The 21,984-nt window shown below is 44.0% G+C and carries 21 protein-coding genes; 3 read left to right on the forward strand and 18 right to left on the reverse strand.

Translation table 11 applies throughout. The features are described 5' to 3' along the window. Window positions 1–16: 16 nt before the first annotated feature. On the reverse strand, window positions 17–379 hold the full coding sequence (locus tag GFC28_RS06185; protein WP_044746182.1) for an Asp23/Gls24 family envelope stress response protein: 363 nt from the start codon (window positions 377–379) through the stop codon (window positions 17–19). Between the two features lie 243 nt (window positions 380–622). Between GFC28_RS06185 and rpmB the strand changes: the two genes are divergently transcribed. After that, the gene (rpmB, locus tag GFC28_RS06190; RefSeq protein ID WP_044746183.1) at window positions 623–808 is read left to right on the forward strand and encodes a 50S ribosomal protein L28; all 186 of its coding nucleotides are present in this window, start codon (window positions 623–625) and stop codon (window positions 806–808) included. A 74-nt stretch (window positions 809–882) separates the two neighbouring features. On the opposite strand, the gene spoVM is transcribed toward rpmB, so the two are convergent. The 17 genes from spoVM to GFC28_RS06275 form a co-directional block, all read right to left on the reverse strand. Beyond that, on the reverse strand, window positions 883–963 hold the full coding sequence (gene spoVM, locus GFC28_RS06195; RefSeq protein WP_003394991.1) for a stage V sporulation protein SpoVM: 81 nt from the start codon (window positions 961–963) through the stop codon (window positions 883–885). Window positions 964–1,041: 78 nt separating this feature from the next. Further along, window positions 1,042–1,689: a thiamine diphosphokinase gene (locus GFC28_RS06200; RefSeq protein WP_044746184.1), complete on the reverse strand. Its 648-nt coding sequence runs from the start codon at window positions 1,687–1,689 to the stop codon at window positions 1,042–1,044. Window positions 1,690–1,751: 62 nt separating this feature from the next. Continuing rightward, complete coding sequence (rpe, locus tag GFC28_RS06205; RefSeq protein ID WP_044746185.1) at window positions 1,752–2,399, reverse strand: ribulose-phosphate 3-epimerase; 648 nt, start codon at window positions 2,397–2,399, stop codon at window positions 1,752–1,754. Then, entirely contained in the window at window positions 2,399–3,283 is an 885-nt protein-coding gene (rsgA, locus tag GFC28_RS06210; protein WP_044746186.1) for a ribosome small subunit-dependent GTPase A, read from the reverse strand. Before rsgA ends, rpe begins: the two co-directional genes overlap by 1 nt. Before the next feature lie 4 nt (window positions 3,284–3,287). Next, window positions 3,288–5,243, reverse strand: a complete 1,956-nt coding sequence (pknB, locus tag GFC28_RS06215) for a Stk1 family PASTA domain-containing Ser/Thr kinase (protein ID WP_044746187.1) — start codon at window positions 5,241–5,243, stop codon at window positions 3,288–3,290. 6 nt (window positions 5,244–5,249) lie between these two features. After that, window positions 5,250–5,999 carry a Stp1/IreP family PP2C-type Ser/Thr phosphatase gene (locus GFC28_RS06220; protein ID WP_044746188.1) on the reverse strand — a complete coding sequence of 250 codons (750 nt, stop codon included), beginning with the start codon at window positions 5,997–5,999 and terminating at the stop codon, window positions 5,250–5,252. Between the two features lie 4 nt (window positions 6,000–6,003). Then, on the reverse strand, window positions 6,004–7,098 hold the full coding sequence (gene rlmN / locus GFC28_RS06225; RefSeq protein ID WP_044746189.1) for a dual-specificity RNA methyltransferase RlmN: 1,095 nt from the start codon (window positions 7,096–7,098) through the stop codon (window positions 6,004–6,006). Between the two features lie 5 nt (window positions 7,099–7,103). After that, window positions 7,104–8,447, reverse strand: coding sequence for a 16S rRNA (cytosine(967)-C(5))-methyltransferase RsmB (gene rsmB, locus GFC28_RS06230; RefSeq protein WP_044746190.1), 1,344 nt, complete (start codon window positions 8,445–8,447; stop codon window positions 7,104–7,106). Next, a complete protein-coding gene (fmt, locus tag GFC28_RS06235; RefSeq protein ID WP_044746202.1) occupies window positions 8,437–9,393 on the reverse strand; it encodes a methionyl-tRNA formyltransferase in 957 nt (318 codons plus the stop codon). The genes rsmB and fmt overlap by 11 nt, the downstream gene beginning before the upstream one ends. Before the next feature lie 12 nt (window positions 9,394–9,405). After that, entirely contained in the window at window positions 9,406–9,879 is a 474-nt protein-coding gene (gene def, locus GFC28_RS06240; protein ID WP_044746203.1) for a peptide deformylase, read from the reverse strand. Between the two features lie 16 nt (window positions 9,880–9,895). After that, entirely contained in the window at window positions 9,896–12,307 is a 2,412-nt protein-coding gene (gene priA / locus GFC28_RS06245) for a primosomal protein N' (RefSeq protein WP_044746191.1), read from the reverse strand. After that, window positions 12,304–13,506 carry a bifunctional phosphopantothenoylcysteine decarboxylase/phosphopantothenate--cysteine ligase CoaBC gene (gene coaBC / locus GFC28_RS06250; RefSeq protein WP_044746192.1) on the reverse strand — a complete coding sequence of 401 codons (1,203 nt, stop codon included), beginning with the start codon at window positions 13,504–13,506 and terminating at the stop codon, window positions 12,304–12,306. Before coaBC ends, priA begins: the two co-directional genes overlap by 4 nt. 62 nt (window positions 13,507–13,568) lie before the next feature. Next, a complete protein-coding gene (rpoZ, locus tag GFC28_RS06255; RefSeq protein WP_044746193.1) occupies window positions 13,569–13,766 on the reverse strand; it encodes a DNA-directed RNA polymerase subunit omega in 198 nt (65 codons plus the stop codon). Window positions 13,767–13,769: 3 nt separating this feature from the next. After that, window positions 13,770–14,384, reverse strand: a complete 615-nt coding sequence (gene gmk / locus GFC28_RS06260) for a guanylate kinase (RefSeq protein WP_044746194.1) — start codon at window positions 14,382–14,384, stop codon at window positions 13,770–13,772. 14 nt (window positions 14,385–14,398) lie between these two features. Next, window positions 14,399–14,662, reverse strand: a complete 264-nt coding sequence (gene remA / locus GFC28_RS06265) for an extracellular matrix/biofilm regulator RemA (protein WP_044746195.1) — start codon at window positions 14,660–14,662, stop codon at window positions 14,399–14,401. Between the two features lie 55 nt (window positions 14,663–14,717). Next, window positions 14,718–15,593, reverse strand: a complete 876-nt coding sequence (locus GFC28_RS06270; RefSeq protein WP_044746196.1) for a YicC/YloC family endoribonuclease — start codon at window positions 15,591–15,593, stop codon at window positions 14,718–14,720. Between the two features lie 70 nt (window positions 15,594–15,663). Further along, window positions 15,664–18,354, reverse strand: coding sequence for a calcium-translocating P-type ATPase, SERCA-type (locus GFC28_RS06275; RefSeq protein WP_044746197.1), 2,691 nt, complete (start codon window positions 18,352–18,354; stop codon window positions 15,664–15,666). 104 nt (window positions 18,355–18,458) lie between these two features. Here GFC28_RS06275 and GFC28_RS06280 point away from each other — a divergent pair, with 104 nt between their 5' ends. Further along, window positions 18,459–20,171 (forward strand): Rqc2 family fibronectin-binding protein, encoded by a 1,713-nt coding sequence (locus GFC28_RS06280; protein ID WP_044746198.1) that lies wholly within the window; start codon window positions 18,459–18,461, stop codon window positions 20,169–20,171. A gap of 652 nt (window positions 20,172–20,823) precedes the next feature. Then, window positions 20,824–21,897 (forward strand): hypothetical protein, encoded by a 1,074-nt coding sequence (locus GFC28_RS06285; protein WP_066329394.1) that lies wholly within the window; start codon window positions 20,824–20,826, stop codon window positions 21,895–21,897. Window positions 21,898–21,984: the final 87 nt, after the last annotated feature.

The raw sequence follows: 21,984 nt of genomic DNA on the forward strand, positions 1-21,984 counted from the left end.
ATTCCTCCTTACAGTCCTATAAGTTCGTAACGCGAACTCCTTGAATATAAATATTAATTGATTTCACAGCAAGTCCTAGTGTCTTGTCTAACGTGTACTTCACTTTCGTTTGCACATTATGAGCCACTTCTGAAATCTTGATTCCATAGCTGACGATGATGTACATATCAATATGTACTTCTCCATCCTCTTCACGTACAATGACGCCTTTTGAAAAATTCTCCTTGCGCAAAATTTCTGAAAGCCCGTCTTTAATTTGATTTTTTGACGCCATTCCGACAATTCCATAGCAATCTACAGCTGCTCCACCCGCGATCGTAGCAATGACATCATTTGAAATTTCAATGCGTCCATACGTTGTTTGCATTTCAATGGACATATCGGTTCCCCCTTCGGAAATGTTCGCATAGCTACAGCCATTTTACTACAACAGCCTTCATTTTAAAAGTCCATCGTCCACTAGTATTATTTAGCCTAAAATCAAAATAGATGTCAAGGAGATTTTCTTGAAAGGCAGTGGATGGACTATTGCAATCTGCTATTTTGTATGATAAATTATAGTAGTATTTTGGGTATACGCAGTCCATGACTGAATTTGTTTGGCAAGTAAGGAGGGAAAAAAATGGCGAAATGCTTTGCAACTGGAAAGAAAAAATCTTTCGGAAACTCTCGTTCACATGCGATGAATGCGAATAAACGTACATGGAAAGCAAATCTACAAAAAGTGCGCATTTTAGTAGACGGCAAGCCAAAGCGTGTATGGGTTTCTGCGCGTGCGCTTAAATCAGGTAAAATCGAACGCGCATAATCCGGCATGCGTCTGGCGTCTTAAAAGAAAAACGGAGTTTTTTCCAAAAAAAAAGCACCAGTACTGGTGCTTTTTTATCCTTTTTTAAACGAATTCAACATCGCCCGGACAATTCCGCCAAGAAACTTTGGCAGCTTAATTGTATAAAACTTCATTCCGATCCCTCCCAAACTATCGTGACGAGCTTTGCCTCATTTCCTTATTAAGTATATTCGACTCATGAAAAATAGTACCTAAAAGGCCTCTTCTAAATCTTTGCTTCTTACCATCATTAATATGCCTTCCGAAAAAGAAAAAGTACCAAAAGATTGGATGAGTTCATTACTAATACATAGTGTAGAGCCAAGCTGAATATGACAATTTTCTAACGGATATTTAAAGCCTTTTAAAGTAATGCCTTTTACTTCATAGGAAATCGGAATGAATGAAATATAATGGTGCCCATCTTTTTCAACAGAATAAGTCCCAGGCAAATGAATGGTCACAACATTTTGCTTATCGACGATTTCCATGGGTTGAGCGATATATTTTGCTAAAAGCTGAATATTCCCAAGCAAATGATCAATTCTTCCTCCGGTCGCTCCAAAAATGCGAATCCGATCGGCTTGTTGCTCTGCCACCCAATCTAAAGCAATTTCCATATCTGTTTTATCTTTCTCCGATGGCCATATATCCAAATCTTTCAGCATCGTCTGTATATATTCTAGCTCCTGCTTGCTGATGGAATCAAAATCACCGAATGCCTTAGTAGGACGAATACCTGCTTGCAATAATGTCAATACTCCTCTGTCTACGCCAATCCATTGAATTTCCTGCTGCTTGTATGGCTGAAATGACGGGAGAAATTCTTTAGGACCTCCCCCTACAATATGAATTAACACCTGTTCCTCTTCCTTTCTATACGCTTTTAACAAAAACGGAAGGTATGCAACCTTCCGTTTTATTAGTGGCCTCGAATCGCTTGAATAGCCGCTTTTCGGTCGATTTCACCGTAAATCGCCGATCCAGCGACAAGTACGTTCGCCCCCGCTTCCACGCAAAGCTGAGCAGTCTTGCGATTCACCCCGCCATCCACTTCAATCTCAAGCTGTAATCCCCGTTCTTTTGCCATTTGCGCAACTTGACGAATTTTAGGCAATACAGAAGAAATAAATTTTTGTCCTCCAAACCCTGGATTGACCGTCATGAGCAGTACTAAATCGATATCATCTAAAATAGACTCAATCATTGCTACTGGAGTGTGGGGATTTAAAACCACTCCTGCTTTTACCCCCAATTCTTTAATCATATGAATGGTACGGTGCAAATGCGGACAAGCTTCTACATGCACAGATAAAATGTCAGCTCCCGCCTTTGCAAAAGCCGGAATATAACGATCCGGGTGTTCAATCATCAAATGGACATCCAAAGGCAATGTGGTAATGGGCCGAATCGCCTCCACAATCAGTGGACCAATCGTGATATTTGGCACAAAATGGCCATCCATGACATCAACATGAATATAATCGGCCCCACCTTGCTCAACATCTCGAATGTCGTCTCCGAGCTTTGCGAAATCTGCCGATAAAATGGAAGGCGCAATTTTAATCATCAGTAGTACCTCGTCTTTCTTTCCTTAATTTCCTCCATGAAATGGCGATAGTGATTATAGCGATAGACCGGAATATCTCCTGCTTCCAATGCGCTTTTTACCGCGCATTTTGGTTCTGTCATATGGGTGCAGCCGCGGAATTTGCATTCATGACTGCGTTGGCGAAACTCCGGAAAACAAAGCGGTAACTGTTCCTCTTCAATATCCTGAAACTCTAATGCACTAAAGCCAGGTGTATCCGCCACAAGCCCGTCGCCAATTTCGATCAATTCAACATGTCTTGTCGTATGTTTTCCGCGACCTAAATGAAATGAAATATCATTCGTTTTCAGCTGTAAATCTGGACGAAGCGCATTTAAAAGTGATGACTTTCCCACACCAGACTGGCCCGCAAAGACAGAAATCTTTCCTTCTAAATAAGGAAGCAGTTGCTCAAGACCAGCTTTTGTGACGATCGATGTTTCGATGACATCGTACCCGATGCGGCGATAATCGCTGATGTACCCTTGCACAATCGGCTTTGTCTTCTCATTAAGTAAATCCATTTTATTAACGACAATAATCGGACGAATGTCCTTCGCCTCAATGAGCACAAGAAAACGATCCAGAAGCATCGTACTAAAATCTGGCTCCACCGCGGAAAATACAAGAATCGCTTGATCGACGTTAGCGATTGGGGGACGGATCAGTTCGTTTTTTCGTTCACATACTTCCATAATATATCCATCTGTTTTGCTTTCAGCTTGAAAAATAACATAATCACCGACAAGAGGAGTAATCTTTTGCTTACGAAATACCCCTCTTCCTCGACATTGAATGATTTCTCCATCGCTTAACACATAATAAAATCCGCTTAATGCTTTCATAATTTTTCCTTCTGCCATAGCTTCACCCCTTTGGATAAGGAATGGTTCCTTCCTGTTTTACAATATTATTAACAATGACACGATAGTATCCTTGGCCATTATAAGGAATAACAAATTCAACCGTTTCTTTAACTGGTGCTGTAAGGCGATACGTTTTATACGGCTTCGTCATGTCATGGTTGACATCTTGAATATAGAGCTGAGCCTCTACCGTTTGTCCCGGCTCCTCCGCATCATATGGAATTTCAATTTCCTTTACAACTGTCTTGTTCGGTAACGGTTCTTTTCCCTGCGAAATCACAACAGTAACGGTATCACCTTTTTGCAGTTCTGTATTGGCGCCCGGTGTTTGCGAAATCACGATTCCTTGCGGGACTTGATCAGAATATTCATGCTTCACTACAACATTAAGCTGCTGCTCTTGCGCATAATCACGCACGCTTTTTTCTGTATATCCCGTCAAATCTTTTAGCACAATTTTGGGCACCCCTACACTAATGGTAAATTCCACTTCTGTTTCCTCTGGAACGACCTGTTCACCTGGAGAAGGAAATTGTTCAAGAATGGTGCCAACCGGTTTATCGCTATAACGTTCAATGCGCTTCACCGCTAAATAATGTTCATCCTTCAATTGCTGCTCTACTGTCTCAATATCTTCGCCAACGTAATCTCCAAACTCGATTTTCTTTTTCCCGATGCTTTTATAAATCGTGATCTCTGTTCCTTCTTTGACCACTCGTCCTGCTTCTGGCTTTGTCCGAATGACATTTCCTTCGGCAATATCATCGCTTTCCATGTCAATCGTATCTTTAATTTCAAAGCCTAAGGAAGAAAGTTTTTCTACTGCTTCATCATAATTTTTGTTCGTTACATCCGGAACCGTCACATCCTTTGGAAAGAAGAGCGTCGGTCCCCATATGGCGGCACTGACCCCAGCCGCAATTAGGAATAAAAAAAGAGCAATCATCCAGCCAAGCCATTTTCTTTTCCGCTTTTTCTTCGCTTCAGCATCAGGCAGCTGCTTGTCTTCTTCCTTTTTCTCTTTCGCTTCCTCCCGTATAATGGTTTGCTTGGTCAACTCATGATCCTTCACAATAGGAATGGCCTTTGTCGGTTCATCATCATCCGGAAGCGTAAACTTTTTTTCGTTCACCCGTTCTGGATCAAGGGCTGTGCGAATATCTTCATTCATCTCCTGTACCGATTGATAACGATAAAACGGATCTTTTGCTGTTGCTTTTAAAATAATATTTTCTACACTTTGTGGGATAGAAGGATTCCAAGCTTTTGGCGAAGGAGTTTCTGTCTGCAAATGTTTCAATATAATGGATACTGCTGACTCCCCTGAAAAAGGCAAATGGCCTGTAAGCAATTCAAACATGACAATTCCGAGCGAATAAATATCAGATTTCTCGGTCGCAATCCCTCCTCGTGCCTGTTCCGGAGATAAATAATGAATCGAACCGAGCACGGAATTCGTTTGGGTAATCGTCGTCGAGCTTAATGCAACAGCAATACCGAAATCAGTAATTTTTACTTTTCCTTCTTCGTCAATCAAAATATTTTGCGGCTTAATATCACGATGAATAATGCCATTGGCATGGGCGTGTGTGATCGCTGACGTGAGTTGCTCCATAATATCCAATGCCTTGGCAACGTGCAATGGAGCATGCTGCTGGATATATTGCTTAAGTGTAAAACCGCGCACATATTCCATCACAATGTAATAAATTCCTTCGTCCTCACCCACATCATAAATGCTAACAATATTTTCATGATTCAAACTTGTCGCTGCCTGGGCCTCACGGCGAAATCGTTTAATAAACTGTTCATCATTTGAAAAATCAAAACGCAAAATTTTAATGGCTACTTCGCGCTCCAGAATCATATCTCTCGCGACATAAACATTCGCCATTCCTCCGCCGCCAAGCAAACTTATGATCTTATAGCGCCCATTTAACCGTTTACCAATGAGCATGTGTGATCACCTACTTTCACATTCCGATGAAAATTCAACAATTACTAACGTAATATTGTCCTCTCCACCATGCTCATTCGCTAAATGAACTAGCGCTTGCGCTTTCTCTTCAAGCGATTGTTCCGATGTTAAAATGTCCATCATCGACTGTTCAGACACCTTGTTAGACAAACCGTCTGAGCATAAAAGCAGTCGATCGCGCTCCTCCACTTCAATCGTCTTAATATCTAATTTGACGCTCTTTTCGGTCCCAAGCGCGCGCAATAACACATTTTTGCGCGGATGATGCTCTGCATCCTCTTTAGAAATCTGCCCTGTTTTCACCAATTCATTAACAAGAGAATGATCTTCTGTGATTTGCTGGAATCCATGTTGGTTGAACAAATAACAGCGGCTATCGCCGATATGGCCGATTGTCACAAACTGATCCGTGCAAATCGCACTGACAATCGTAGTCCCCATTCCTTGGCATTCTATATGGCGCAGTGAATGGTCAAACAGCAAGCGGTTGATGCTTGCAACCTGTTCTTTTAACCACCGCTCGGCGATTTCTGGTGATGTAATGTTTTCGGTTTCTTCCCACTGCTTTTTTAAATAGGAAATCGTCATTTCGCTTGCTACATCACCAGCACGATGACCTCCCATGCCATCTGCGACCATCGCTAAGTAGTGGCCGTCTTTATTTTTAAAAATACCGCCGCAGTCTTCGTTATGAGGACGAATTTTGCCAACGTCGGTTTGAAAAACGACTTTCATGGTTTCACCTCGTTTCCTCTTTTCGCTCCTTCGCGCGAAGCTGTCCGCATGCGGCATCGATGTCATGTCCTTGTTCGCGGCGAATCGTGACATTAATTCCATGTTGCTTTAGCGTGCGCTCAAAGGCAAAAATTTGCTCGCGTGGTGTTCGCACATAATTTCGTTCCGGCACATAATTGACTGGAATTAAGTTCACATGGCATTTAAGACCTTTGAGCAGCTCTGCCAATTGTTTGGCATGCTCTATTTGATCGTTCACTCCACCAAACAGTCCGTATTCGAATGTTACTCTCCTTCCTGTTTTTTCAACGTAATAGCGAACGGCTTCCATTAGTTTAGGAAGCGGATAGGCTTTATTAATCGGCATGAGTTTTGTACGCAATTCGGTCGTTGGTGCATGCAAAGAGATCGCAAAATTAATTTGCGTCCCCTCGTCGGCAAATTGATAGATTTTCGGAATAATGCCGCTTGTTGATACGGTAATGTGGCGTGCGCCGATGTGCAATCCTTTCGCATGATTCACAATGTGTAAAAACTTAATCAATGCATCGTAATTATCAAATGGCTCACCTATTCCCATTACGACAATGCTGCTCACTCGCTCCGCATATTCATCAAGTGCTTTTTGAACTTTTACGACTTGCGCCACAATTTCTCCTGCTTCTAAATGACGCTTTAGACCACCGAGTGTAGAGGCACAAAAGGTACAGCCAATACGGCAGCCTACCTGTGTTGTGACACAAATGGAGTTCCCATAATCATGGCGCATTAACACCGTTTCAATTGAAAAGCCGTCGTGAAGCTCAAATAAAAACTTGATCGTTCCATCCTTTGAGGTTTGCTGAACAAGCGTTTTTAAGGTTGTCATCGTAAAATGGGCTGCGAGCTTTTCTCGCAACACTTTTGGCAGGTTAGTCATATCCTCAAAGGAGGTGACTCGCTTTTGATAAAGCCATTCATAAACTTGCGTCGCGCGAAATGGCTTTTCTCCCTGCTCTACCATCCATTCTCGCAGTTCCTCCAATGTGAAAGAATAGATGGATGGCTGAGACGCATCGGCTGCTCGTTGATGGCTCGTTTGAATTTCTGCTTTTCTCAATGAAGTTACACCTTCTTTCGTAATGATGCGATAAAAAATCCATCTGAATCAAAATAGTGAGGCAGCAAGCGCAATTGCCCATTTGCTACATAGGGACGCACCTTTTCTGGCAATCTTTCCGAAAGCGTATCATCGACGGTAAACTCGGGATGAAGACGCAAAAACTCAGCCACTACCTCCTCATTCTCATCGTGGTCAATCGTACATGTGCTATAAACGATCGTTCCACCTCGTTTTAACAGCGGAGCCACTTCCCTTAAAATAGCCAATTGCAAACGAGCAAGCTCCCGAAGATCCTTCTCATTTTTGGCATATTTAATATCCGGCTTGCGCCGTATCACTCCAAATCCCGAACAAGGGGCATCTACTAAAATTTTATCAAACGATTCACGAGCAAAATGCTGCGAAGCTTGCCGGCTGTCTAATACATATGCAGCAATGTTGGGCAGATGAAGACGCTCAGCTTGCTGCTTAATCAATTTTACTTTGTGCTCATGAACATCTAGCGAAATAACTTGTCCCGTCCGTTTCATAAGCTCTGCGATGTGTGTCGACTTTCCTCCTGGAGCCGCACAACTATCCAGCACTCGTTCATGTTCGCTAGGATGGAGCGCTCTGGCCACAAGCATCGAGCTTTCATCCTGAATGGTCATATACCCGTTTTGGAAAACTTTCGTATTCACCAAGTTTCCTTTTTTCGCTCGAATCGCTTCTTCTGCCAATTCTCCCCGTTCGACTTCCGTTCCTTCTTCTTCCAACATGGCAATCACTTCATCAACGGTCGCCAATACGGTGTTGACTCGCGCTGTTTGCTTTGGTGCGGTTAAATTAGCCATGCACATTTTTTCGGTTTCTTGAAGGCCATATTGTGATGCCCAGCGTTTGACAAGCCAATACGGATGGCTCGTTTTCACGGCTAGTCGTTCAGCATCATCTTGAATTTCATCGACAGAAGGAACACCATCCCGCTGAACGGCACGCAAAACGCCATTGACCATCGACGAAATGCCACGGTGGCCGCGTTTTTTAGCAATTTCAACCGCTTCGAAAATAACGGCTCGATCAGGAATACGATCTAAATATAGCATTTGATAGAGCGATAAGCGAAGCAGCATCCGCACCCATTTTTGCAGCTTATGTGATTTTTTAATAAATGGCTGCAAATAGTAATCGAGCGTATCACGCCTTTGAACCGTTCCATATACAAGTTCTGTCAATAAACCGGTATCTCTTTCCGGCAACCTTGTGGAACGGATCGTTTGATTGAGCAATAGGTTGCTATAGGCTTCCTTTTCATCAATAGCTAAAAGTACATCTAAGGCAACTTCTCTTACATTTTTATGTTTCATTTTCATCTCCTAGCTTCGTTCCGATTGCTATCGCTGCCCCGGCGCCGCGCAAAAATTGTTCAGCGCTCATCCGCTTTTTCCCAGCCGGCTGCAATTCGGTAATTTTAATGGCGATATCATTGCCAGTGGCTACGATAATGCCGTCGTTCACCACTTCCATGATCGTCCCTGGCTGTGTTTGTGAAGAAGCGCGAATTTTTTCTGAACGCCAGATTTTCCAAACTTGCCCTTGATACATGGTATAAGCCACGGGCCAAGGATTTAAACCGCGGATATGATTATAAATTTCTTCTCCTGTACGGGTCCAGTCAATTTTTTCTTGTTCACGCTTAATATTATAAGCAAATGTCGCCTTTTCTTCATCCTGGCGGATTGGTCTAATTTTTCCTTGAAGTAAAAGCGGAATAGTATCGGATAGCAGCTTGGCTCCGGCCATACTTAATTTGTCGTGGAGGGTGCCCACGGTGTCGTCTTCCGTAATCGGGACTTCTACCTGTGTTAAAATATCGCCTGCATCAAGCTTTTCTGCCATATACATAATGGTTATTCCCGTTTTTGTTTTTCCCTGTAAAATCGCATAATGGATTGGCGCACCTCCGCGCAATTCCGGCAACAGAGACGCATGAACGTTGATGCAGCCATATGGAGGCGCCTCCAGCAGCTCCTTCGGCAAAATCTGACCAAAGGCTGCAGTGACAATTAAATCCGGCTTAAATGCTAACACCCTTTCATATTGTTCCTTCTCACGAATTTTAGTCGGTTGCCAAACAGGAATCCCATGCTTTTCTGCTTCGACTTTGACTGGCGGCGGTGTCAGCTCCCTTTTCCGTCCCTTTGGTTTGTCCGGCTGTGTAACAACCCCAACAACATCGTATCCATCATGAATTAACTGCCGCAATACCGGAACAGAAAAATCCGGAGTCCCCATAAAAACGATTCTTACCATATGATCCATCATCTACCCTTCTAATTCTTCCTCTTCATAATAACGAATGACCTTGGACGTAAATAAAACACCGTTTAAATGGTCAATCTCATGCTGTAAAGCGCGGGCTAAAAAACCGGTCGCTTCAAGAGTATATGCGCGCCCGCGGCGATCTTGCGCCCGAACTTTCACGTAATCCGCTCGTTTCACTTCTCCGAATAGCCCAGGAAAGCTTAAGCAGCCCTCAGGTCCGATTTGCTCGCCTCTCTGCTCAAGAATCACAGGATTTATGAGCTCAATTCTTCCATGCTCATCTCCGACATCTACAACGGCGATTTGCTGGGCGATGCCCACCTGCGGAGCCGCTAATCCGACACCGTCTGCTTCCAGCATCGTTTCATACATATCATTCAGTAATTTTACAAGTTTGCGGTCAAACTCTATGACTTTTTCACAAACGGTTTCTAACACTTCTGCTGGATATGTGACAATATTTAACTTAGCCAATGCAATTTCCTCCATTTTACATCATCATATACGGGTTTGTGTCGATCGTAATCAACAGTTCTCCTTGTGACATTTCCTGCTGATAACGGTCGACCACATTCTTTAGTATTTTAGTAAAATTAGCCTCTCGCTTGTATTTTATCATGCATTGATAGCGATATCTATCATGGAGACGAGCAATAGGGGAAGCAACCGGGCCAAGAATGATGGCCTCTTTCGATAACTGCGCACGTAAATAACCCGCAATTTTCTCTGTAACCGAAACCGCTTTTATTAATTCGGGATGAGAAACGGTAATAAGCGTTAAATAATAAAACGGCGGATAACCGTGAAACCTGCGGAGTGCCATTTCTTTCTGATAAAAAGCTTCATAATCGTGACAAGCAGCTAGTTCAATGCTATAATGCTCCGGCGTATACGTTTGAATGACGACCTCTCCCGGCAATTCGTGCCGCCCTGCTCGTCCGCTGACCTGCGTCAGCAACTGAAATGTTTTTTCGCAAGCTCGAAAATCTGGAAGATGGAGCATCGTATCAGCACTCAACACTCCCACAAGCGTCACCTTTGGAAAATCGAGCCCTTTAGCAATCATTTGTGTTCCAAGCAAAATATCTGCCTTTCCTGCGCCAAACTCCGACAATATCCGCTCATGAGCCCCTTTGCGGCTCGTCGTATCAACATCCATGCGAATGACTCGGGCTTGTGGAAGCAGTTTAGTCAATTCTTCCTCCACTTTTTGCGTGCCTGTGCCAAAGAAACGGATATGCTCGCTGCCGCATGACGGACAGCTGTAAGCAAGCGGTTCCTCATGTCCACAATAATGGCATTTCAAACGCTGCTGCACACGATGATAAGTAAGCGAAATATCACAGTGCGCACAGCGGATGACATGACCGCAGTCTCGACACATCACAAAGGTTGAGTATCCGCGACGATTTAAAAACAACACAGATTGCTCACCTTTATCAAGACGTTCTCGCAATTTTTCAAATAACGTCCGCGAAAACATCGAGCGGTTTCCACTCCGCAACTCCTCACGCATATCAATGATGGACACAGCAGGCAGACCATTTTCGCTCATTCTTTTGGTTAAAGTAAGAAGCTGATAAACTCCTTTTTTGGCGCGAGCAAATGATTCAAGAGACGGAGTAGCGCTGCCCAGCACAACGGGACATTGATGAAAGCGCGCCCGGTAAATAGCCACATCACGTGCATGATAGCGCGGTGTTTCTTCCTGTTTATAACTCGATTCATGTTCCTCGTCAATGATAATCATACCTAAATTTTCAAATGGGGCAAAAATAGCAGAACGCGCTCCAACCACAAGCTTGACTTCTTTGCGATGAATTTTGCGCCATTCATCATACTTTTCACCAATCGATAATCCGCTATGAAGCACGGCCACCTGCGAGCCAAATCTCCCTTTAAATCGCTCAACCATTTGTGGCGTGAGTGAAATTTCTGGAACGAGTACAATGGCTTCCTTCCCTTGCTTTAATACGGCCTCAATCGCTTGCATGTATACTTCTGTTTTTCCGCTCCCTGTCACACCATAAAGCAAAAAGACTTGATGCTCATTCTCCTTGATGCTGTTAACGATCGGCTCGAGCGCTTGCTGCTGCTCCTCCGTTAACATAAGCGGTTGAGTGGCTGCAAAATGGTGCTGTCCATAGGGATCGCGATAAGCTTCAACCTCGTATTCGCAAATGATTCCTTTTTGAATTAATGTTTTTACTGAGGCGTGCGAGGCACCGCTTCGCTCGAGCACCTCCTTTAATGGCAAGTGCTCATTGAAAAGCAGCAGCTCTAACAATTGCTTTTGCTTAACAGCATTGGCCGGAAGTGATTCAATCGCCTTCTTTCGCTGCTCTTCTGGCACGGAAAAAGCAACGTATTTGATCGTTTTCTTCGCTGCTTTGTCCTTGAGATGATAAATAACCTCCAAATAGCCGTTTTGAACGTCCTTTTGTAAGCGAGATAACACATTGGTATTCTCAAGCTCTTTCCACGAAACCGCAGAGCGGTTAGAAAAGAAAGGCTGGACATTTGGATGCAAACGATCGCGATATTTTTCATCTACAAGGCGTATCTCTTTTTCATACTTCGCTTTCATCGCAGCCGGAAGCATCGCTTGGTAAGCGGAAATAGCAAAGCAGAGCGTCGTTTCGGTTAAGTATTGGCCCAAACGCAACAGTTCTTCATTCAATACGGGAGCCACATCTAAAATGGCTTCAATCGCTTTTAATGACTTGACATCAGAATAAGTCTTAATATCTACTACAAATCCTTGTAGCCGTCGCGTTCCAAACGGAACAACGACTCGCATGCCAATTTGCAGGACATCCTCCCATTTCTCCGGTATTTGATAGTCAAACGGCCGGTCTGTTTGCCGTGAAGGCACATCAACGATAACTGCTGCAATTTTCATCCAATCGCCTCGGCAATCTCTTTTAAAATTTCTTCAGCTACTTTCTTTTTCGTTAGCAACGGAAGCTTCGTAATGGATCCATCCCGTTTAAAAATTGTGACAATATTCGTGTCGCTGGCGAATCCCGCTCCCTTTTGGGCAACATTGTTAGCGACAATCATATCCAAATTTTTCCCTTTCAGTTTTTGAAGAGCGTACTCTTCCACTTGCTCTGTTTCCGCAGCAAATCCGACTAAAAACTGCTCTGTCTTTTGCTCTCCAAGCGCTTTTAAAATATCAATCGTTCTTTCCAGTTCAATCACAAGATCGCCAGGCTTTTTCTTCATTTTTTCGTTAAATACATATTTGGGGCGGTAGTCGGCGACAGCAGCTGATTTAATAACAATATGAGCAGAAGAAAATCTTTTGATCACTTCTTCGTACATTTCTTGCGCAGACTCAATTCGGATTGTTTCTACATTGCGAGGTGATGGCAGATTGGTAGGCCCGGAAATGAGCGTCACCTCTGCCCCTAGCTCTGCCGCTGTTTCCGCAATGGCATATCCCATTTTCCCTGTCGACCGATTGCTGAAAAATCGGACAGGATCTATTTTTTCACGCGTCGGTCCTGCCGTCACAAGCACTTTCTTGCCCTTCAATAATAGAGATGAAGGAGAGGAAGAAAAATATTGTTCAATCAATGTGACAATATTTTCTGGTTCTTCTAGTCTTCCTTTTCCAACGTAACCGCAAGCCAAATGGCCTTCGGATGGTTCGATAAACTGGTAGCCAAAACGGGCAAGCCTTTCCATATTCTCACAGACAGTCGGATGTTCATACATATGGACATTCATAGCAGGGGCAAGCCACACAGGCGCCCTTGTGGCCAAAAGCGTCGTTGTGATCATATTATCCGCTATTCCATTCGCTAGCTTCCCAATGGTATTGGCTGTCGCCGGAGCTACTAATACAAGATCAGCCCAATCTGCTAAATCGATATGCGCTATTACTTCAGCGTGTTTCTCTTCAAATGTATCGACATAAACATCATGGCGTGACAATGCTTGAAACGTTAACGGCGTTACAAATTTGCACGCTGCCTCGCTCATCATCACTTTCACATTGGCTCCACGCTGTGTTAATCGGCTCGTTAATGCGGCTGCCTTATACACAGCAATTCCACCCGTCACACATAATAAAATATTTTTTTGTTCAATCATTTTTTGGAGCTCCCCTTTCACTTTTGTAAAAAAATAACAACCTAAAACCTAGGTTGTTATTTTTACTCTTCTTTTACAAGTTCAATATGGCCTGCCGCAATTTCTTCTAACGCTTTTCCAACGAATTTTTTTGATACAGGCTTTTCAATTGTAAGATCGTCTTTTTCCTGCAGTTGGCGCGCCCGTTTTGCAGCAACGCTCACAAGCGTGTATTTGGAATCTAGTTTTTCCATTAAAAGATCAATGGAAGGATAAAGCATCGTTTATTCCACCTCCAACATTTTTTTATACCGTTGTGCCACGCGCTCGCGCTTGCAATGTTCAGCTGTGACAATGGCTTTAATGCGCTCGCACGCTAATTCGACCCGGTCATTTTCTACGACATAGTCATAGGCATCCATCATTTCTAATTCTTCTCTTGCCGCTTTCATGCGGTCGTTAATCAGCTCTTCTGTTTCAGTTCCTCTAGTAACAATTCGATTTTTTAGCTCACTTAAGCTTGGCGGGGCAAGAAAAATAAACAATCCTTCCGGAAATGCCTTGCGTACTTGCAGCGCTCCCTGCACCTCGATTTCAAGAAAGACATCTTTGCCTTCCTGCAGCGTCTTCTCAACGTAATCAATCGGCGTACCATAATAGTTGCCGACATATTCAGCCCACTCAAGCAGCTTATGGTCGCGAATCATTTGCTCGAACTCTTCGCGTGTTGTAAAAAAGTAGTCAATCCCGTCTACTTCTCCCTCACGCGGCTTTCGCGTCGTCACGGAAATCGAATAATGCAAATTAATATCCGCTTGCGAGAATAACGCCTTGCGCACCGTCCCTTTTCCAACGCCGGATGGTCCTGATAATACGATTAATAACCCTCTTTCGCTCATAAAAATATAGAAACCTACCCTTCCTCTGATAAATCTTCACGCTCATATAATCGATGTGCCACGGTTTCTGGCTGCACCGATGATAAAACAACATGATCGCTATCCATGATAATGACCGCTCGGGTTCTTCTGCCATGAGTGGCATCCACAAGCTTGCCGCACTCTCTCGCATCTTGAACAATCCGCTTAATCGGAGCGGAATCGGGATTAACAATCGATATGATTCGAGAGGCTGAAACCATATTTCCGTAGCCGATATTGACAAGTTTAACTCCCACCGAACTCCACCTACCATAAAAATTATTGTTGCCGCAACCTAGCCATTATAAACGATTACTCTATATTTTGTACCTGCTCTTTTACTTTTTCAAGTGCGCTCTTCATTTCAACAACTTGTACAGCAATGCGGCTATCATTAGCTTTTGAACCAATCGTATTTACTTCACGATTGAGCTCTTGAATTAAAAAATCCAGCTTTCGCCCGATCGGTTCTTGATGATGCAATGTTTGGACAAACTGCTCAATATGGCTACGAATTCGTTTGAGCTCTTCATTAATATCCGTTTTTTCCGCGAAAATGGCGACTTCCGTTAAAAGGCGAGCCTCATCTACGTCTCCCTGCACCAATTCCTTCATGCGTTTCGTCAATCGCTCCCGATATTGCTCAATAGCTTCAGGAGCAAGATGCTGCACATTTTGTACACATTGTTTAAGCGTCGCCAATTGCTCCTGTACATCGGAAAGCAATGCCTTCCCCTCTTTTTCACGCATCGTTTTCAGCTGCTGAGCCGCTTCATTGACAGCCGATATGAGCAGGTGTTCCATCTCTTCATTGCCTGCTCCTTCTTCAATGATCTCAGCTACTCCTTCAAGCTGGAATAAATGCGATAAAGTAATAGAATCATGAAGTGAGAAACGATGATTGGCTTCTTTTAGTTGTTCGTAATAATCGCTCATCAGCTGCCAATCGACTTGGAGCTTGCGATTTGTCCATCCTTCTCCTTCAATGGCGATAAAAACTTCTACTCTTCCTCTGTGTACATACTGCGAAATCACTTTTTTTATTTTATCTTCAAAGATAAATAGTTGTCTAGGCATGCGAACAGAAATTTCACAAAAGCGATGATTCACAGATTTTACTTCGACTGTTACTCCCATTGAACCATTTGTTGTTTTGCTTCTTCCAAAGCCTGTCATGCTGTATACCATACTATCACACCCATTATGTTAACATACAAAAAGAAAAGGTCATAGAGAAACTTCTCTATCACCTTGCATATTATAACATATTTGTTCGTGATTTTCTTGTTAAAAACGACCCAGCAAACAAAAATGTCGGCAGCGCCGCGAGCCCAACGATTAAAATCCAATCAAGCAGCTCAACTGAAACCGTATGGAACACACGTTGCAGCGGAGGATAATAAATGACCACAAGCACCAGCAATAGGGAGAGCAATACAGCCCAAACCAGATACATATTTCCGAGAGGGTTGCGGTCAAAAATGGATCGTTCACAGCGACAATCAAACACGTGAATAAGTTGAGCCATCACCAATGTCGCAAACGCCACTGTTTGCGCATACGCCAAATTATTCCCGCTTCGTTCATAAACCGTCATAAAAGCGGCCAGTGTTACAATTCCAATAATCACCCCGCGGCTCACGATTTTCCAGCCAAGCCCTCTAGAAAACACTCCTTCTTTTGGATGCCTTGGTCTCCGTCTCATGACATTTTCTTCAGCACGATCCAGCCCTAAGGCCATAGCTGGCAGCCCATCTGTCACTAAATTTACCCATAAAATTTGAATGGGTACAAGCGGAAGTGGCAGTGCTAACAGCATGGCAAACAGCATCACTAAAATTTCACCAACATTCGATGCAAGCAAGTAGCGAATGAATTTGCGAATGTTCTCATAAATGTTTCTTCCCTCATGAATGGCCGATTGAATGGTCGCGAAGTTGTCATCTAATAATACAAGAGCTGCCGCTTCCTTCGCTACATCCGTACCGGATTTCCCCATCGCTACCCCGATATCTGCTGCCTTAATCGCGGGAGCGTCATTCACTCCGTCTCCGGTCATAGCAACCACATGTCCTCTTCTCTGTAAAGCTTTCACAATTTTTAGTTTATGCTCCGGCGACACGCGCGCAAACACATAAATGTCATCGACGACTTCTTCAAGCTCATCAACCGAAAGCCGAGATAATGTTGGACCATCCATGATCTTTCCATTTGGTGGCAAAATACCGAGCTGTTTCGCAATCGCTTTTGCTGTCAACAAATGATCTCCCGTAATCATCACCGTTTTAATGCCCGCCTCTTTACACTGCTGTACGGCTTTCTTTACTTCCGGACGCGGTGGATCAATCATTCCTTGAATCCCCATCAACGTCAAGCCTTTTTCTGCTTCTTTTTCTGATGGAATCTGTTCCTTTGCAGTTAGCGGACGGTAGGCTACAGCAATCGTACGCAACGCCTTACCGGCCATTGCATGGATGACATGATGCACCGTTTTTCGCCAGTCCGCTGTCATCGGTTGTGTGCGTCCGTTCCACCATATATGTCCGCTAATTTCAAGAAGTACATCGGGAGCCCCTTTCGTAATAATCCATCTTCTCCCTGATTTATCCTTCACAATGACTGTCATCATTTTTCGTTCCGAATCGAACGGAAATTCCTGCTCAACCGTAAACTCTGATTCTAGCTGTGCTTTTGTTAATCCTGCCTTTGCTGCTGCCACAAGCAGCGCGCCCTCCGTCGGATCCCCGTCGATATACCGTCGATGTTCCTTTTCCTTAATTTGCGAGCTATTGCAAAGGGTGCTAAATGTCAGCAACTGCTGCAGTACCGCTTCTTTTTTGATATTGATAGGCCGTTCATTTTCATAAAATTCTCCTTTCAGTTCAAGCCCCGTTCCGCTGACTGTCCACATCCTTCCGCTCGCCCATATGTTTGTTACTGTCATCATGTTTTCTGTCATTGTTCCTGTTTTATCAGAGCAAATGACAGATGCACAACCCAACGTTTCTACAGCAGGGAGCTTCCGAACGATCGCGTTTTTCTTAATCATCCGCTGCACACCAAGCGCCAAGGCAATGGTCACAATAGCAGGAAGCCCTTCCGGAATAGCGGCAACCGCCAGTGACACTCCCGCTAAAAACATTTCATACAGTTCATGACCTTGAATAACGCCGACAACGACAACTAAAACGGTAAGCAGCAGAGCAACAATAATCAAAATCTTACCGAGCTGCTCTAATTTTCGCTGCAATGGAGTCGTGACCGTCTCCGCCTCTTGTAGCAGGTTCGCAATTTGCCCCATCGCGGTTTTCATTCCTGTGGCAATCACAACTCCCACTCCGCTTCCTCTCGTTACAAGAGTACCCATGAAAGCCATATTATGCAAATCACCAATTGCGGTGTTTTCATTTGCAAGCGGTGTTGCCAATTTTGCAGTCGGCACCGACTCCCCTGTTAATGCCGATTCTTCAATTTCTAAACCCTTTGCATCAATTAACCTTACATCGGCACCGATACGATCACCACTGGTAAATTTAATGACATCGCCAACAACAAGCTCTTGAGAATGGATTTTCATCCATTCTCCGTCGCGTAATACAGTCGCTTGCGGAGCAGATAGCTGCTTGAGAGCTTCCAATGATTTTTCAGCGCGTCGTTCTTGAAAAAAGCCCAAAAAGGCATTCATCATCACAATTACAATAATTGCGATCGCATCAACATACTCTCCGAGAAAACCGGAAATAATCGTGGCTGCCAGTAGCACAAGAACCATAAAATCGCGAAATTGATTCAAAAATACAATGAGAGCCGATTGCTTTTTCGCCTCTTTTAGTTCATTATAGCCAAACCGCTTAAGCCGTTTTTTTGCTTCTTCCGTTGTTAAACCTTTAGCAAGATCGGTATGTGCCTCCTTTGCTACATCATTTGGCGCGAGCGTATGCCATTGCATCCTTACTCCTCCTCCCTTGTCGCTTTTCTATGAAAGCTTATTCAGACATGTCCAAAAAAATGATATGATAATTGCAGAAATAAAAAATGAGAAAGGTGTTTCATATGGCTTTTGACGGAATATTTACATATGCTATGACGAACGAATTAAAGAAAATGCTTGAAGGAGGACGAATCACAAAAATTTACCAACCTTTTCAGCACGAGCTGTTGCTTTACATCCGCTCCCATGGGCGAAATTACAAATTGCTGCTATCGGCACATCCTAGCTATGCACGTGTTCACCTTACAAATGAAGGATATGACAACCCTGCTGAACCGTCGATGTTTTGCATGCTTTTACGCAAGCATTTAGAAGGGAACGTCATTGAATCGATTCGGCAAATGGATTTTGATCGGGTGATCATGATTGAAGTAAAGGGACGGAATGAAATGGGCGATCTCTCCATTAAGCAGTTAATGATAGAGATTATGGGACGGCATAGTAACATCATCTTGATCGATAAAGAAACAAATAGGATCATTGACAGCATTAAGCATCTATCGCCGGCTATCAACCGCTATCGCACGGTGCTTCCCGGCCAGCCATACGTAGCGCCACCGTCACACGGTAAACTCAATCCGCTGAAAACCACTGAAGAAATGGTCATGAAAACACTTGATTTTCACGCTGGAAAGCTGCCAGAGCAGCTTGTCGCTTCCTTTTCCGGCCTCTCGCCTCTGTTTGCCAATGAGGTGGCTTTCCGCGCAGGGCTCGCCAATCGCTCCACTTTGCCAAAAAGCTTTATATCGCTTATGGAAGAAGTAAAGAGCGGGCGTTTTTCTCCTTGTATATATACAAATGGACAAAAGGAATGGTTTTACGTTCTGCCACTTATGCATTTACAGGCGGAAGCAAAGCCGTTCGCCACGCTCGGAGAAATGCTTGACCGCTTCTATTTTGGCAAGGCTGAGCGCGACCGCGTCAAACAACAGGCACACGATTTAGAACGGTTTGTCGCCAATGAAAAGGCGAAAAATGAGAAAAAGCTTTTGAAATTGGAACAAACATTAGAAGAAGCAAAACAAGCCGAGCAATATCGGCTTTACGGGGAGCTGTTAACCGCCTATCTGTACGCAGTCAAACGAGGGATGAAAGAAATCGAGGTCATCAACTATTACGATGCAAACGGGGAAACCGTCATGATTCCGCTTGATGCACAAAAGTCACCGTCAGAAAATGCACAAAGCTATTTTCAAAAATATCAAAAGGCGAAAAATGCTATTCACATCGTTCAAGAGCAAATCGAACAGACAAACAAAGAAATCGTTTATTTTGATACGCTATTGCAGCAGCTCGACACCGCCGCACCGAAAGATATCGAAGAAATTCGTGATGAGCTGATCGAGCAAGGCTATTTACGAGCAAAAGCCACGAAACAAAAAAAACAAAAGCCGCGCACGATTGAACTCGAACGTTACGTAGCAAGTGATGGCACGGAAATTCTCGTTGGTAAAAACAATAAACAAAACGACTACTTGACGAACAAACTCGCACACAAAGATGAAATTTGGTTGCATACAAAAGACATTCCCGGCTCCCATGTCGTCATTCGCAGCAAAAATCCGTCCCAACAAACAATTGCGGAAGCCGCTAACCTTGCTGCCTATTTCAGCAAAGCGCGGCAATCAAGCTCCGTGCCTGTCGATTTCACGCGGATCCGCTATGTCAAAAAACCAAATGGAGCAAAGCCTGGCTTTGTGATCTATGAAAACCAACAAACCATATACGTCACGCCGGATGAGGAATTGGTAATTCAAATGAAAAAAACCGTCTGATGAACAGACGGTTTGAACTCAAATTACAGGGAACTTTTGCTTTATTGGAATCTTGGTATGAAAAAGGAATGGCTTGCATAAAGCAGACTTGTGAACGAATCGCCACTTTGCTAGCGCTTCGAAGTGGGAGCTTCTCAGTTCCACAACGAAAGCTACCTTTCGTCTCCCTGAGCGTTACTTCGGGTCATCCCCACCCTAGATGTCCGACGATTCGGAGTTCTTTTGTACCTTGGATATTTTATGCATGGAAGTCTCGGCTCGGTTTTCGCATTTGATTTCTCCATGCAACCCCCTCATATCCTGTTCACAAAGAACCTGATATACACGTATTCTATCATGCGTTTTGGCTAACGCCAACCGGCATTCATCTCCCGTCTACTCACGGGGCTGTGCCCTTCACGTTCCTTGAGGCGGGAGACTTCTTTCGGAAATTACGTTAAACAGGCAAAAGCCTGTCCTTGCCCGAAGTCAATTCGTCTCCCACTTTCATCAAGCTGCACAAGACTTAGAAATGGGGGACTTCTCAACTGGATAAAGTTAAACAAGTTTCATGTTTTTTTATCTACTGAGAAGTCTTCTAAAATTGATAGAGAACATCAATAAAAGGATGCTATAATAATCTCGTAATCAAAAAAGGAGGTGAAAAAATGAAATGGATCAGATATTGAGTAGGATTTTTGACGAGCTGTCATTTTTGCGTCATCATATGGCGACGAAAGAGGACATGGCTGCTATGGAGAAGCGGATCGAGCGTGTGGAGCAAACCATGGCGACAAAAGACGATCTGACTGCCATGAACAAACGGATCGAGCGTGTGGAGCAAACCATGGCGACAAAAGACGATCTGACTGCCATGAACAAACGGATCGAGCGTGTGGAGCAAACCATGGCGACAAAAGACGATCTGACTGCCATGAACAAACGGATCGAGCGTGTGGAGCAAACCATGGTAACAAAAGACGATCTGACTGCCATGAACAAACGGATCGAGCGTGTGGAGCAAACCATGGCGACAAAAGACGATCTGACTGTCATCGACAAGCGCTTTGATCGGGTTGAACATGCCATGGCGACGAAAGAGGATGTCGCTGCAATGGACAAGCGGATCCAGCAAATTGAGGAAACAATGGCCACTAAAGACGATCTCACCAGCATTGAACAGCGCATGGCCACTAAAGACGATCTCACCAGCATTGAACAGCGCATGGCTACTAAAGACAATCTCACCAGCATCGAGCAGCGCATGGCCACTAAAGACGATCTCACCAGCATCGAGCAGCGCATGGCTACCAAAGACGATCTCACCAGCATCGAGCAGCGCATGGCCACTAAAGACGATCTCACCAGCATTGAACAGCGCATGGCTACTAAAGACGATCTCACCAGCATCGAGCAGCACATGGCTACTAAAGACGATCTTACCAGCATCGAGCAGCGCATGGCCACCAAAGACGATATGGCTGCTATGGAGAAACGGATCGAGCATATTGAACAAACAATGGCCACAAAAGAAGATATAAAAGATATTCCGTTTATCAAACAAGCCGTGCTGGAGATGCAGGAAACGGTTAAAGAAATTCCAACGATAAAGCAAACGCTCGCCGAAGCGTTGCAAAAGCTGGATGATGTTATCGCTTCACAAGCACGCCAAGAGCTTGTTCTCCAATCGCTTGCCTTTCGCTCGCTTGAGCACGAAAATGCCATTCGCGCATTAAAAGCAAAGTAACTCCTCTCGTAAATACAACGATTATTCCTCTTTTGACAAGATATCATTTCCCTCAAATAAACAGCAACCGCCAATTGGCGGTTGTTT

It is taken from the genome of Anoxybacillus sp. B2M1 (assembly GCF_001634265.1).
Classification (GTDB): Bacteria; Bacillota; Bacilli; order Bacillales; family Anoxybacillaceae; genus Anoxybacteroides; species Anoxybacteroides rupiense.

Coding starts and splice junctions, on each gene's coding strand:
- priA (WP_044746191.1), bottom strand. CDS start 12,307: ATGAAAATTGCAGCAGTTATCGTTGATGTGCCTTCACGGCAAACAGAC.
- GFC28_RS06220 (WP_044746188.1), bottom strand. CDS start 5,999: ATGAAAGTCGTTTTTCAAACCGACGTTGGCAAAATTCGTCCTCATAAC.
- rpmB (WP_044746183.1), top strand. CDS start 623: ATGGCGAAATGCTTTGCAACTGGAAAGAAAAAATCTTTCGGAAACTCT.
- fmt (WP_044746202.1), bottom strand. CDS start 9,393: ATGGTAAGAATCGTTTTTATGGGGACTCCGGATTTTTCTGTTCCGGTA.
- rsgA (WP_044746186.1), bottom strand. CDS start 3,283: ATGGCAGAAGGAAAAATTATGAAAGCATTAAGCGGATTTTATTATGTG.
- GFC28_RS06275 (WP_044746197.1), bottom strand. CDS start 18,354: ATGCAATGGCATACGCTCGCGCCAAATGATGTAGCAAAGGAGGCACAT.
- rsmB (WP_044746190.1), bottom strand. CDS start 8,447: ATGAAACATAAAAATGTAAGAGAAGTTGCCTTAGATGTACTTTTAGCT.
- gmk (WP_044746194.1), bottom strand. CDS start 14,384: ATGAGCGAAAGAGGGTTATTAATCGTATTATCAGGACCATCCGGCGTT.
- coaBC (WP_044746192.1), bottom strand. CDS start 13,506: ATGATTGAACAAAAAAATATTTTATTATGTGTGACGGGTGGAATTGCT.
- GFC28_RS06285 (WP_066329394.1), top strand. CDS start 20,824: ATGGATCAGATATTGAGTAGGATTTTTGACGAGCTGTCATTTTTGCGT.
- spoVM (WP_003394991.1), bottom strand. CDS start 963: ATGAAGTTTTATACAATTAAGCTGCCAAAGTTTCTTGGCGGAATTGTC.
- GFC28_RS06185 (WP_044746182.1), bottom strand. CDS start 379: ATGTCCATTGAAATGCAAACAACGTATGGACGCATTGAAATTTCAAAT.
- pknB (WP_044746187.1), bottom strand. CDS start 5,243: ATGCTCATTGGTAAACGGTTAAATGGGCGCTATAAGATCATAAGTTTG.
- rpoZ (WP_044746193.1), bottom strand. CDS start 13,766: ATGCTTTATCCTTCCATTGATCTTTTAATGGAAAAACTAGATTCCAAA.
- rpe (WP_044746185.1), bottom strand. CDS start 2,399: ATGATTAAAATTGCGCCTTCCATTTTATCGGCAGATTTCGCAAAGCTC.
- GFC28_RS06280 (WP_044746198.1), top strand. CDS start 18,459: ATGGCTTTTGACGGAATATTTACATATGCTATGACGAACGAATTAAAG.
- GFC28_RS06270 (WP_044746196.1), bottom strand. CDS start 15,593: ATGGTATACAGCATGACAGGCTTTGGAAGAAGCAAAACAACAAATGGT.